General features: G+C 66.1%; 12 protein-coding genes. 9 read left to right on the top strand and 3 right to left on the bottom strand.

Features of this window, described 5'->3' with window-relative positions; all coding sequences use genetic code 11:
• Positions 1–78 precede the first annotated feature (78 nt).
• A complete protein-coding gene (locus tag DK26_RS12120) occupies positions 79–1,206 on the top strand; it encodes a serine hydrolase domain-containing protein (RefSeq protein ID WP_066472287.1) in 1,128 nt (375 codons plus the stop codon).
• 99 nt (positions 1,207–1,305) lie between these two features.
• Here DK26_RS12120 and DK26_RS12115 read toward each other — a convergent pair whose 3' ends face one another.
• Positions 1,306–1,713 carry a flagellar assembly protein FliX gene (locus DK26_RS12115; RefSeq protein WP_157089625.1) on the bottom strand — a complete coding sequence of 136 codons (408 nt, stop codon included), beginning with the start codon at positions 1,711–1,713 and terminating at the stop codon, positions 1,306–1,308.
• Between the two features lie 262 nt (positions 1,714–1,975).
• Here DK26_RS12115 and DK26_RS12110 point away from each other — a divergent pair, with 262 nt between their 5' ends.
• From DK26_RS12110 to flaF, 8 genes are all read left to right on the top strand, one after another.
• The gene (locus tag DK26_RS12110; protein ID WP_248309938.1) at positions 1,976–3,211 is read left to right on the top strand and encodes a flagellar basal body P-ring protein FlgI; all 1,236 of its coding nucleotides are present in this window, start codon (positions 1,976–1,978) and stop codon (positions 3,209–3,211) included.
• Positions 3,211–3,576 carry a rod-binding protein gene (locus tag DK26_RS12105; RefSeq protein WP_066472282.1) on the top strand — a complete coding sequence of 122 codons (366 nt, stop codon included), beginning with the start codon at positions 3,211–3,213 and terminating at the stop codon, positions 3,574–3,576. The genes DK26_RS12110 and DK26_RS12105 overlap by 1 nt, the downstream gene beginning before the upstream one ends.
• Complete coding sequence (locus DK26_RS12100; protein ID WP_066472278.1) at positions 3,566–4,054, top strand: hypothetical protein; 489 nt, start codon at positions 3,566–3,568, stop codon at positions 4,052–4,054. The genes DK26_RS12105 and DK26_RS12100 overlap by 11 nt, the downstream gene beginning before the upstream one ends.
• Positions 4,055–4,267: 213 nt before the next feature.
• Positions 4,268–4,714 (top strand): flagellar protein FlaG, encoded by a 447-nt coding sequence (locus DK26_RS12095; protein WP_066472275.1) that lies wholly within the window; start codon positions 4,268–4,270, stop codon positions 4,712–4,714.
• Positions 4,715–4,988: 274 nt separating this feature from the next.
• Positions 4,989–6,329, top strand: a complete 1,341-nt coding sequence (locus tag DK26_RS12090) for a flagellin (RefSeq protein ID WP_066472273.1) — start codon at positions 4,989–4,991, stop codon at positions 6,327–6,329.
• 188 nt (positions 6,330–6,517) lie between these two features.
• Positions 6,518–7,867: a flagellin gene (locus DK26_RS12085; RefSeq protein ID WP_066472272.1), complete on the top strand. Its 1,350-nt coding sequence runs from the start codon at positions 6,518–6,520 to the stop codon at positions 7,865–7,867.
• Between the two features lie 46 nt (positions 7,868–7,913).
• The gene (gene flbT / locus DK26_RS12080) at positions 7,914–8,306 is read left to right on the top strand and encodes a flagellar biosynthesis repressor FlbT (protein ID WP_066472270.1); all 393 of its coding nucleotides are present in this window, start codon (positions 7,914–7,916) and stop codon (positions 8,304–8,306) included.
• Positions 8,290–8,661, top strand: coding sequence for a flagellar biosynthesis regulator FlaF (flaF, locus tag DK26_RS12075; RefSeq protein WP_066472267.1), 372 nt, complete (start codon positions 8,290–8,292; stop codon positions 8,659–8,661). Before flbT ends, flaF begins: the two co-directional genes overlap by 17 nt.
• 135 nt (positions 8,662–8,796) lie before the next feature.
• Here the strand turns inward: flaF and DK26_RS12070 are convergent, their stop codons facing one another.
• Together DK26_RS12070 and flgK are read right to left on the bottom strand one after the other, a co-directional pair.
• Positions 8,797–10,314, bottom strand: a complete 1,518-nt coding sequence (locus DK26_RS12070) for a hypothetical protein (protein ID WP_066472264.1) — start codon at positions 10,312–10,314, stop codon at positions 8,797–8,799.
• Positions 10,315–10,326: 12 nt separating this feature from the next.
• On the bottom strand, positions 10,327–12,189 hold the full coding sequence (gene flgK / locus DK26_RS12065; RefSeq protein ID WP_066472261.1) for a flagellar hook-associated protein FlgK: 1,863 nt from the start codon (positions 12,187–12,189) through the stop codon (positions 10,327–10,329).
• Positions 12,190–12,245: the final 56 nt, after the last annotated feature.

The following is a 12,245-nucleotide window of genomic DNA, read 5'->3' as shown; positions in this document are numbered from 1 at the left end:
GCGCCGGGACTTTCCCGTCCCGGCGCCATCGTCTGCCAGCACACGGCATCGGCGTTTAGATCCCTCATGAAAGCAGACTTGGATATCGGAACCGTGAGCTGGCGATCCGTTACCGCCCCCATCTGGGTTTTCGCGTGGCTTTGCCTGGCCTCGTTTGGCCCATGCCAGGCGGCGGAACTCGAGCAATTGCTACAGAAGGGCCACGTCCCCGGCCTCTCGTTCGCTGTCATCAGGGACGGAAAGATTGCCGAGCTCGGGGCGCTCGGCACCCGCGACAGCGCGACCGGGATGCCGGTCGACGAAAACACGGTCTTTGAAGCCGCGTCGCTATCGAAACCGGTTTTCGCATACGCCGTACTGCAACTCATAGACTCCGGCGTCCTGACGCTGGACACGCCACTGGCGAAACACGTTCCCGACTACGTCAGGAACGACCCGCTCGCTGCCTTGGTCACCGTGCGAGACGTCCTCGCCCAAACCTCCGGCTTGCCGAACTGGAGCGGCTGGACGACACCGCTGAAAGTGAATTTCCCGCCCGGCAGTCACTTCAGCTATTCTGGGGAAGGGTTTCTCTGGCTCCAGCGCGTGGTTGAGGCGACCACCGGCGAGAACTTGAACGCTGTTATGACCCGTCTGGTCTTCGACCCGCTCGGAATGAAGCGAACGAGCTACGTCTGGCGTGCTGATTTTGAAACAGACCATGCCGTTCCACATCAGGGAGCTGTGCCGCGCGCCAAATCGCGGCCGACGACCCCTGTGGCGGCTTACACCCTGCACACGACGGCAGCCGACTACGCAAGCTTCCTGCGGGCCGTCCTGACTGGAACGCGCCTCAAGCGCTCCACTGCGAAACAGTGGCTATCCCCACAGGTCGAGCTTTTCCAACGTTGTATCGAATGCTTGACCTCCCGCGCGACGAAAGTCGATCAGCACGTCGCCTGGGGTCTGGGCTGGGGACTTGAGCCCAAGCAAGGCGCTTTCTTTCACTGGGGCGACAATGGCGAATTCAAAGCATTCGCGACAGGCTCGTTCGCCAAGCGCTCTGCCGTCGTCGTCCTCACGAACGGCTCCAACGGAATGGCGATCATGCCGGAGATCATCGATCACCTGCTGCCGGGAGAACATCCAGCCTTCGCTTGGCTCAATTACGACCGCAGTACACCGTCCGGAGGCTGGTTGGATTGGATCAGACTGCGCTCTGACTGAACCGCCATTCCGGACAAGCCGCGGCTGCAGCGCCGCTCGGAAATCCATCATAGGGCGCGGCGCCCTGCGATGACTTCCGACATTAGGCGGCGCAGATCATCAACGCCCGAGCTTCGCCAGCTCCACCGCAGCCCGCAGCTCGATATGCGCCAGAACCTCGTCGAGGCGCGGATCGTCAGTGTTTTCACGCCGCGTCGACAGCATCGCCTTTAGCCGCTCCAGCTCGACGAGTTGCACCCGGCCGGAGAGCAGTGCCGCCTTCAGTCGGTCGAGCCCGTCGAGCAGATCGTGGCCGCGGCGCGCCTGGCGGCGACGGCGCTCCTGGCCGCCCTCCTCCTCCTGCACCAGCAGCAGGCCGTCGAGCGGGCCGGCATGGCTGACGGCGGAAGATTGCGTGCTCGTAGCCGCCTCGCGCCCCGGCAGGCTGAAGCTGGTGCCGCTCGCGGCCTTGCCGCGGCTTGCCGCTCCGGTCGAGGTGATGGCTGCGCGCTGGTCGATGCGGATCATGGCGCTCTCGGGATCGGTGAAAAATGGCGGCTCTTCGGCCCCGCCCGCCCCTGCCTCCTTCTTGCCGGCGGCATGGTTAACGAGCGGTAAACGACCCGGCAGGAATTGCCGCGCCCGGCAGGTTTGGACAGGTCCCTGCCCTGCCGGCGATCAAGCCGGAGATCTTTAAACTTCTGATTAAGAACGGTTTTTGCTTTTTCCGGAACTGGCACGCGGTTCGCAAGGGGTCTGTTGTCCGACGAAGATCGAAACCGGTGGCCGCATGTTCGCCCTCTTCCCCATCCGCCATTTGCTGACGCAGGCCGCCGCATCGCTGCTGCTCGTCGCGACGGCGTGGGCGGCCGACCTGGCGCCCGCACCGATGGCGCCAGGCCAGGCGCGCGGCGGCGCGGCGGCGAAGCTCGCCCCGGCCTCGTTCGGCGGCACGCATGGCACCTCCCCCGGCATCGGCGGCGCGCTCTCGCGCATCAAGGACCTCGCCTCGGTCGAAGGCGTCCGCTCCAACCAGATCCTCGGCTACGGCATCGTCGTCGGCCTCAACGGTACCGGCGACACGCTGAACAACGCCCCCTTCACCAAGCAGTCGCTGCAGGCGATGCTGGAACGGCTCGGCGTCAACACCCGCGGCGCCAATATGCGCACCGCCAACGTCGCCGCCGTGATGGTGACCGCGAACCTGCCGCCCTTCGCCACGCAGGGCACGCGGCTCGACGTCACCGTTTCGGCGCTGGGCGACGCCAAGTCGCTGCAGGGCGGCACGCTGCTCGCGACGCCGCTGCTCGGCGCCGATGGCGAGGTCTATGCGGTTTCGCAGGGGCCGGTCGCGATCTCCGGCTTCTCGGCCGAGGCCGAGGCCGCCAAGATCACCCGCGGCGTGCCGACCGTCGGGCGCATCGCCAATGGCGGCCTGGTCGAGCGCGAGATCGACTTCGCCCTCAACAAGCTCAAGACGCTGCGCCTCTCGCTGCGCAATCCCGATCTCACGACCGCTCGGCGCGTCGCGGCCGCGATCAACGACTTCATCGGCGGCGATTCCGCCGAGCCGACCGACCCTTCGACGATCGTGCTGCAGATCCCGCCGCGCTTCCAGGGCAACATGATCCGGCTGCTGACCGATATCGAGCAGCTGCGGGTCGAGCCCGACCAGGGCGCGAGGGTCATCATCGACGAGCGTTCGGGCATCATCGTGATGGGCCGCGACGTGCGGGTCTCCACCGTCGCCGTCGCCCAGGGCAACCTGACGGTGACGATCTCCGAGGAGCCCCAGGTCAGCCAGCCCAACGAGTTCGGCAACGGCCGCACGGTCGTCGTCCCGCGCAGCAACGTCAAGGTCGACACCGAAGGCACCAACAAGCTCGCCCTCGTCAAGGAGAGCGTCACGCTGCGCGAGCTCGTCGACGGCCTCAACGCGCTCGGCATTGGCCCGCGTGACCTGATCTCCATCCTGCAAGCCATCAAGGCAGCCGGCGCGCTGCAAGCTGAAATCGAGGTGATGTAATGAGTGCTGCCCTCGCCATCCCCGCCGCCAAGCTCGCGCTCGGCGCCGCCGCCAACATCGCCCATGGCATCGCCAGCGCCTTCGACGGCAGCAAGGCCGCCAAGGCCAAGAAGACGGCCGACGAATTCGAGACCGTATTCCTCGAGAACTTCACCAAGAGCGTGATGGATTCCGCCGGCACCGAGGGACCGCTCGGCGAGAACGGCACGGGCGGCGACGTCTATCGCTCGATGCTGACCCAGGAATATGCCCGCCACCTGCAGAAGGCCGGCGGGCTCGGCCTCTCCGACCAGATCATGCGCGACCTGATCCAGATCCAGGCCAAGACCTCGGGCACCAACGCCGGAGGCGGCAATGCTGGCTAGGCCGCCCGTCATAGACGAGCGCCCGCGCGTCGGCAACGCCATCGAGGCCGAAGGTCTGATCGAGGCGGTGATCGAGGCGCTCGGCTCGCTGTCGCATGTCGTCGGCGAGGAAACCGCGCTGGTCAAGGCCGGCAGGCTGAAGGACGCGATGGAACGCGAGCCGCGCAAATCCGAGCTCGCCGGCATCTATATGAAGGGCGTCGAGCAGATCAAATTGAATGCCGTGGCGCTCGCCCGCTTCGTGCCCGAGAAAGTCAAGCGCTTGAAGGCGGCGCATCTCGCCTTCCAGGAGCTGATCGAGACCAACCAAGCCGTGTTGGCGACGGCGCGGGCGGTGTCGGAATCGATCGTGCGGGACCTAGCAGCCGATGCCAACCGGCCGATGAAGGCTGCGGGCTACGGTCCGGCGGCGACGGTCGGTGCCGGCGTCTTCGCCCGGCCGAATTCCGGGCCGATGGTGATCTCGAAGAGCCTTTAGCGCTCAGGCGGGCCTGGCCGGTCGAATCCGCGCCGGGTCCGGGCCGAACCACCCGAAAATTCCTTAACCAAACGCGGCTCTTAGCAGCCAATCCTTCACAATTTACCAATTTCCCTAACGGCAGATTCAACTTTCCCCGCCATTCTCGCTACCATGAACTGAGTCCGTCTCAGGCAAGAGGAGTCCAGAATGGATTTCGGCGGGGCACCCAGAATGATCGCCACCGGCGCCGCACAGGCAACGGTTCGGACCGATATTGCGATTCAGCCAGACAGCGCGCCGGTCGAGCTTCCGGCCGAGAAGACCGTGCAGTCAGCCGCGGCTGGCGAGGCCGTGAAGCTCGACATCCGTGCCCGCGCCGACGAGAAGCGCCAGGAACAGGCGCAGCATCGCCAGAGCCAGGACGATGCCGTCAACCGCGAGCGCACCGAGGCGGCCTATCAGAAGCAGGAGCGGCGCGAGGCCGTCGACCGGCGCTTGGTGATCGACACGAAGACCCACAGCATCGTGCTCCAAAAGACGGATCCCGACACCGGCGAGACCGTCGAGCAATTGCCCGACGAGACCATGCTGAAGCTGCGGGCCCTCTCCCGCGACCTGATGGAGCGCGCGCGAGAGACGGCTGCTTCCTCCCCGCACGCCGTCGAACGCACGGCCTGAACCAGACCGCCGACCGCCAGGCTTCCCATCGCCCGCCGTCGCTCGCCCCAAGGCCGAGCCGGCGGGCGGTGGCGTTTCGGCCCCGCCACATCGGCGCTCTGGCCTTGCCCCAGCCGCTTCACCCGCAGTTAACCACGCGCCGGTTTTGCCCAATTCCCGGGCAATTCGCCGGGCTGAATTTACCGCTTGTTACGAGATGGCGCCCGATGGTCGCCCGGTCCTGGCCAGAACGGCCTGGGCGCCAGAAGGCATCATACCAGAAGGGTATTCTACGATGGCTACCGTCTCGCTTTCTTCCGGCGTGCGCAGCGCGCTCTCCTCGCTCGGCTCCACCAAGACCGACGCCCAGCAGGCCCAGTTCCGTCTCGCCACCGGCAAGAAGGTCAACTCGGCCGTCGACAACCCCGTCAACTTCTTCACCGCTTCGAGCCTGAACGACCGCGCCGGCCAGCTGACCGGCCTGCTCGACGGCATCTCGAACGGCATCCAGACCATCCAGGCCGCTTCGAAGGGCCTCGACTCGATCACCAACCTGGTCAAGTCGCTGCAGTCGACGGTCAAGCAGGCTCAGAACGATGCCGCCTCGAACCGTCCGAAAGTCGCCAGCACTGTCGATCTCGGCTCGGCCAACGCTGCCTTCCCCCCGACCGGCAGCAAGCTCGACATCGCCCTGAACAAGACCTTGGTCGGCGCTGCAGCCGTTGACGCCCGGGCCGACGATCCGTCGACGGGCGGCACCAATGAAGCCACCAACGGCAGCGTCGGCATTGCCGCCGGCACGCCGGGCACCAACACCAATGCGGTCCGGATTCAGGCTGGCAGCACCACCTATACCTTCGAGTTCAGCGCATCTGCGACTGTTCGCGACCTGGTCAACGGCATCAACGGCTCCGGCATTGCCACCGCCTCGGTCGGCAGCGACGGCAAGCTCACCGTGACCGGTACTGGCTCGGACGCTCTGACCATCGAGACCGGCCTGACTGACGACACCACCGGTGCGTTCACGGCCAACGCGACGACGGACGCGGCTCGCCTCTTCGGTACGGCCGACAATACCGCTGTCACCTCGGCCTCCAACTCCGCTGTCCGCTCGAATCTCGTCAAGCAGTTCAACGACCTGCGCGACCAGATCGACGGCCTTGCTCGCGACACCGGCTTCAACGGCATCAACCTGCTCGGCGGCGACAAGCTGTCGATCACCTTCAACGAGAAGACCGGCTCCAACAAGAACAAGCTCGACATCCAGGGCCAGACCATCACTTCGGCGAATCTGGGCATCGGCAGCGCCGTCGACGGCACCGCGACGACCGCTGGCGACTACAACATCCAGAACGACACCGACCTCGGCAAGGCCGCGGACGCCCTGACCAACGTGCTGACCTCGCTGCGTTCCACCGCTTCGCAGCTCGGCTCGCAGCTGTCGGTCGTCGAGACCCGTCAGAGCTTCACCAAGGACATGGTGAACACCCTGAGCCAGGGCGCCGACAACCTGGTCCTCGCCGACACCAACGAGGAAGGCGCCAAGCTGCTCGCCCTGCAGACCCGCCAGCAGCTGTCGCAGACGGCGCTGTCGCTGTCGAACCAGGCCGACCAGGCAGTCCTGCGTCTGTTCTGATCCTTCGTCCGCAGAAGCGGGCAAGCCCACAGGATGTGGGCCGAAGTCACGGAAACGGCGGGGCGAAAGCTCCGCCGTTTTCGCATTAATGGCCGGCGCCGGCCTTTAACCAATTCTTAGCCTTAACAAATCATGGTCGGTCGAAACCAAACCGAATAGCGCCGAATCGCGCTTTCAGGGGACCGAAGATGGCGAACACGATTCTCACGGCTGGCGTCCGGCAGAACCTCCTGACCCTGCAGCAGACCACTGCCGAGCAGGGCGCGATCCAGAACCGTCTCGCCACCGGCCGCAAGGTCAATTCGGCCATCGACAATCCCGTCAACTATTTCACCTCGCTCGGCCTGAACGATCGCGCCGGCCAGCTGACCGACCTGCTCGACGGCATCTCGAACGGCATCCAGACCATCCAGGCCGCCTCGAAGGGCGTCGACTCGATCACCAACCTGGTCAAGTCGCTCCAGTCGACGATCAAGCAGGCCCAGAACGATGCCGCGGCGAACCGTCCGAAGATCGCCGGCACGAACGATCTCGGCGCGGTGGACGCCGCTTTCCCGCCGAACGGCGGCAAGCTGGACATCGCCCTCAACAAGACCCTGATCGGTGGCGCGACAACGCCGGTCCCGGCGCGCGCGGACGATCCGAGCACAGCCGGAACGAACGAGGCGACGAACGGTCATCTCGGCGTCACGGCCGCCGCGGCCGGCTCAACCAAGGCGGTTCGGATCCAGGCCGGCAGCACCACCTACACGTTCGAGTTCAGCGCCACTGCCACGGTGCGCGACCTCGTTAACGGCATCAACGCCTCGGGCATCGCCAATGCCTCTGTCGGCAGCGACGGCAAGCTCACGGTGACCGGCACGGGCTCCGACGCCTTGACCCTGGAAGTCGGCTCGACGCTCGACACGACAGGCGCCTTCACGGCGTCGGCGGCCGCCACCGATACGACGAATCTCTTCGGCTCCGCCGACAACACCGATGTCTCCTCGGCCGGAAACTCGACCGTCCGCTCGAACCTGGTGAAGCAGTTCAACGACCTGCGCGATCAGATCGATGGTCTTGCCCGCGACGCCGGCTTCAATGGCATCAACCTGCTCGGCGGCGACATGCTGTCGATCACCTTCAACGAGAAGACCGGCGCCAACAAGAACAAGCTCGATATCCAGGGCCCGACGATCACCGCCGGCAACCTCGGTATCCTGACCGCCGTCGATCTCGCAACCCCGACGTCCAGCCAGTTCAACATCCAGAACGACAACGACCTGAACAAGGTCTCGGACGCCCTGACCAACGTGCTGACCTCGCTGCGCTCCACCGCCTCGCAGCTCGGCTCGCAGCTCTCAGTGGTCCAGACCCGTCAGGACTTCACCAAGAACATGGTCAACACGCTGACCGTCGGCGCCGACAAGCTGGTGCTCGCCGACTCCAACGAGGAAGGCGCCAAGCTGCTCGCGCTCAACACGCGCCAGCAGCTCTCGCAGACGGCGCTGTCGCTGGCCTCGCAGGCCGACCAGGGCGTGCTGCGTCTCTTCGGCTGATCCCGAAGGGCGCCGCCCTCCCCCCAGCCAGAAGGCAGGAACGACAATGGCCCTCAAGGTCGAGCTCAAGCCGAACGAGCGCATCATCATCGGCTCGGTCGTCATCCGCAACGACGAGCAGCGCACGCGCTTCTTCATCGAGGGCGACGCACCGATCCTGCGCGAGAAGGACATCCTCACCGCGGCCAGCGCCGACACTCCGGCCAAGAAGATCTATCTCGCGATCCAGCTGATGTATCTGGAGCAGGATCCGACGCACGAGCACGAGGTGTTCTTCGAGCTCGTGCGCGACTTCCTGCAGGCTGCGCCCAGCGCTCTGCCGCATGTTCACGAGATCAATAACTGCATCTTAAGCAGCGAGCTCTACAAAGCTCTGAAGGCAGCCAAGAAGCTGATCGCCTACGAAGCGGAACTCATCGAGAATGCAAAACGCGTATAATGCGTATGCCGCTGCCGCCAGATCGGCCCAGACTACCGCCTCCCCGCGCGAACTCGAAGCGTCCCTGCTGATCAAGGCAGCCACACGACTGCAGGGCGTCGCCGACGACTGGACCGGCCGACAGACCGAGCTCGACGGCGCGCTCACCTACAATCGCAAGCTCTGGACCTTGCTGGTCTCGGCGGTGATCAAGGAGGACAATCCTCTCCCGGTCGAGATCAAGCGCGGCGTGCTAGGCCTCGCCAACTTCGTCTTCAACCACACCTTCAAGGTCGCCGCAGCGCCGGCACCGGAGCAACTCGGGGTGCTGGTCAGTATCAATCGCGACCTCGCAGCGGGCTTGCGCGGGCGCTGAGCCCCGATCCGGGCCCCCCTCGCCCCCTGGCTTGACCGAACCAAAACGAAAACGCCGCCCGAGTTCCGGGCGGCGTTTTCGTTCGTGGCGCCCCAAAGGCAAGACAAAGGCGGCGCTGAGCGCCGCCTTTGTCGGTTACAGATAGTTGGTGAGGCTGAGCTTGGAGAGGATCGAGGTGGTCTGGTAGCTCGCCTGCAGCTGGTTCTGCAGCGCGAGGATCTGCACCGCCACCTCTTCGGTGGTGACGTTCTCGATACCGTCCAGCGTCGTAGTCAGATAGTTCTTGGTCGCGGTGTGGCGTTCCTTGGCCTGTGCCAAAGCCGTCTGCGCCGTGCCGAACTCGACGATGATCTCGGAAGGATTCTGGACGCCGGGCGGGAAGCCGAGCGCATCGCGGGCCCGCTCGGTCATCGCCTCGTAGCGCGCCTCGGAATTGGGGTCGCTCGCCGGGAAGGTCTCGGCTGCCAGCACCGCGAACTGCGCGAGACCGGTCCGGAAGGCCTCCTCGTTGGCCCGCGCGCCGGTCGCGACGAGCTGGCTCTGATCAGCCTGGACGCTGGAGGTGGCGCGCGCTGAGCCGGCCGCGTCGTCGCCCCTGTACCAGATCACCGTATTGGCGTCGGTTCCAGGCGCCGGCGCCGTGCTCGCGGCGTCGAAGGGCGGGCCGGGAACACGCAGCGGCGGATTGCTCAGGCTCGCGTTGAAGAAGTCATTGGCTGTCACCTGAGCCGAGGCCGCCGAAAGGGTGGTATTCGCCTCACGCTTCACCGCCTCGGCGATCGTGGCGCGCAGATTCGTTGCCGTAGCGTTGTTGTCCGCGCCGATCACGAAGCTGCCATATGCAGTGCCGTCCGTGCCCTCGGCACGCGCGGTCAGCGTGATCTCCTCCTTCGTGCCATCGGGCAGTTCGAGCTTGATCGTCAGCGTCTCGCCCGGCAGCGGCGTCCCGACCACGTTGACCGAGATGTCGGCCGGCGGGCCGGCAGTGTAACCCACAGTCAGCGCCGCCGAATTGGTCGAGGCACCGGTGAGGTCGAAGCCATAGGGCGGATCGCCCGCCTCCTTGGTGATCGTCGCCGTGGTGCCCGCTCCACCCGTCGTCAGCCGGCCGAGCCCGTTGGCGCCGAGATCCGCCTGGCGGCGCTCGGAGATCAGCTGCTTAAGCCCGGCCTTGTTGGCGCCGTCCCCGTTCATGATCAGCGAATAATCGACGACCGGCGCGGTATCGGCAGTGCGGCCGGAGAACAGATAGCGGCCGTTGACGTTGGTGTTGAGCAGGTCGAGCGTCTGCTTGAACTTCTCCTCGGCGAGGACCTGCGGCGCGGAGCGCCCGGTCGAGCTCGGCAGATAGCTGCCGGCGCGGGTGTCGCTCACCGTCTCGCGAGTCATCTTCGCGAAGTTCTCGACCGCCGTGGAAGCGAGCTTCAGGTTGACCTCGGAGCGCTGGATTCCGGTCAGATAGCCTTCGAGCGTCGAGAGCTTGTTGTTGAGGTCGAGGCTCCGGCTCCGGTCCATGCCGAGGCCGGCGAAGGTGTCGCTCTTCTTCTTGGTGGCGAGCTGGCGCTGCAGGTCGTCGAATTGCGCGCGGCTGGAGACGAACTGGTTCGGCTTGGCCGAGCGATAGGCGCCGGTGCCGGTGGCGGTGATGGTCATGGCGCGGTTTCCTTACAGTCTCAACAGCACGTCGAGCAGCTCCTTGACGGTCGAGATCACCCGCGCATTGGCGGCGTAAGCCGACTGGAGCTCGATCAGGGTCGACATTTCCTGGTCGACATTGACCTGTGAATCCTCGAGGAAGCGGCTCTGCACGGCCGCGAGCGCGACCTGCTGGCCCTCGTCCAGCCGCTTCGCCGCAGCGCTCGCCTGCCCCTGCCCGGCGACGACGCGCTGGACGAAGTTCGCCATCGTCATCGAAGACGTGGCGCCCGAGCCGTCGAAGCCGGTGGCGTTGGTGAAGCTGCGCTGGCTCGTGGTCAGGCGGTCGAGCAGGAATTGCGGCCGGGTGGTGTCGCCCTGCGGTGTCGTCGCGGTGAGGAGCACCAGGGACTTGGGGTCGCTCACGAGATTGGGGTTGACGGTAATCCGGGAGGCGAAGCCGACCGACTGGGCCCCCCCTTCGTAGGAACCGGTGTAGGGGGTGTTGTTGCGGCCGGGATCGACGAAGAAAGGCAGCTCGGCCGTGCCGCCGGTCAGCGAGTCCTGGGTCGGGCGTGCGGTCAGGCCGACGACGTCGCGGGTGCCGCCCGCCCCGTCATCGACGATGCGCAGCACCGAGCCGGTGTTCGAGATGGTGAAGCCTGGGCCGACGGCCGCCTGCATCTGCGCCGCGACCGAAGCCGGGCCACCGGAGAAATCGATGCCGATGACGCGGTTGTTGGCATCGCCCTGTGCCGAAGCCGGCAGCGGCAGCGAAGCGGCGGAATCGACACGCACGAAGGTGTAGCGCTGCGTCTGCCCGCCGGGCGTGACCTTGTAATCGAGCGTCACCGTATTGCCGGCCTTCAGGCCGTTGAGGTCGACGTCGAAGCCGGTCGCCGCGCCGGCAGTGGCAGCCGTCCCCGCGACTTCGCGATCGGACAGTGCGCTCGCAAGCTGGGCGGCGATCTCGTCGAGCTGCGCCTGCGCCTGTACGAGCGTCTTGTCGCGCAGCTCCAGCAGCGCGCCGATCTCGCCGGAGCGGAAGGTGTTGTTGGCGATGGCGTCGAAGCCGTTGCCGGAGAGATCCCGGGCGACGATCGTGCCGACGCCGCGCTGCGCCGGGTCCGTACTCCATTGCGAGTTCGGGCCGATAGCGCTGCGCTGGTCGAACTCGAATCGCACGGTCGGGCGGCCATCGAACAGCTGCGTCCCGGAGGCGGCGGTGATGGTGATGCCGCCGCTCGGCTGCTCCTGCGTCCGGATGTCGAGATATTGCGAGAGTTCCGAGACGATCCGGTCGCGCTGGTCGCGCAGATCGGCCGTGCCGGAGCTCGCCTCGCCATTGACGATGCGGGCGTTGACGTTGGTCAGCGAGTCCAGGAGTTCGTTGACCCGGCCCACCGCATTGCCGATGCCGGCCTCGGCCTGGTTGCGCAGGGTCTGCACGCCCTCGGAGACCGTGCGCAGCCTGTTGGCAAGCTGGCTCGCCGCATCGAGCACCGCCGTGCGGTTGGTATAGGAGGACGGGTCGTTCCGCAGCGCCTGCAGCGAGCTGGTGAAGCTGCTGAACATCGAATCGAGCGCGGTCTTGCTGCCCGGCGCGCCATAGAGCTGGTCGAGTCCGGCAAAGGCCTCGGCCCGCGTCGCCGTATAGGCGGCGCCGGAGGTCTCCTGCCAAAGCTGGTGCTGGACGATCCGGTCGAGCAGGCGCTGAACGTTCGGATTGCCCGCGCCGACATTGCGCCCGGCATTGGTATCGACATTCGAGACCGTGCGCCGGACATAGCCGGCGGTGCCGACATTGGCGACGTTCTGCGAGATGACGCCGATGCCGACCTGCGTGCCGCGCAGGCCGGAAATGGCGGTGTCGAGAGCGGTTCCGAGCCCCATCGTCAACTCCTGTCGTCTCGCCCCGGCCCTCCTGGACCGTCAGGCTCCGGCTGCCC

Source organism: Allobosea sp. WAO (genome assembly GCF_001509835.1).
GTDB lineage: Bacteria > Pseudomonadota > Alphaproteobacteria > Rhizobiales > Beijerinckiaceae > Allobosea.
This window is presented reverse-complemented; position numbering and strand designations above follow the sequence as displayed.

Coding starts and splice junctions, on each gene's coding strand:
- flbT (WP_066472270.1), top strand. CDS start 7,914: ATGGCCCTCAAGGTCGAGCTCAAGCCGAACGAGCGCATCATCATCGGC.
- DK26_RS12085 (WP_066472272.1), top strand. CDS start 6,518: ATGGCGAACACGATTCTCACGGCTGGCGTCCGGCAGAACCTCCTGACC.
- DK26_RS12090 (WP_066472273.1), top strand. CDS start 4,989: ATGGCTACCGTCTCGCTTTCTTCCGGCGTGCGCAGCGCGCTCTCCTCG.
- DK26_RS12105 (WP_066472282.1), top strand. CDS start 3,211: ATGAGTGCTGCCCTCGCCATCCCCGCCGCCAAGCTCGCGCTCGGCGCC.
- DK26_RS12110 (WP_248309938.1), top strand. CDS start 1,976: ATGTTCGCCCTCTTCCCCATCCGCCATTTGCTGACGCAGGCCGCCGCA.
- DK26_RS12100 (WP_066472278.1), top strand. CDS start 3,566: ATGCTGGCTAGGCCGCCCGTCATAGACGAGCGCCCGCGCGTCGGCAAC.
- flgK (WP_066472261.1), bottom strand. CDS start 12,189: ATGGGGCTCGGAACCGCTCTCGACACCGCCATTTCCGGCCTGCGCGGC.
- DK26_RS12070 (WP_066472264.1), bottom strand. CDS start 10,314: ATGACCATCACCGCCACCGGCACCGGCGCCTATCGCTCGGCCAAGCCG.
- flaF (WP_066472267.1), top strand. CDS start 8,290: ATGCAAAACGCGTATAATGCGTATGCCGCTGCCGCCAGATCGGCCCAG.
- DK26_RS12095 (WP_066472275.1), top strand. CDS start 4,268: ATGATCGCCACCGGCGCCGCACAGGCAACGGTTCGGACCGATATTGCG.
- DK26_RS12115 (WP_157089625.1), bottom strand. CDS start 1,713: ATGATCCGCATCGACCAGCGCGCAGCCATCACCTCGACCGGAGCGGCA.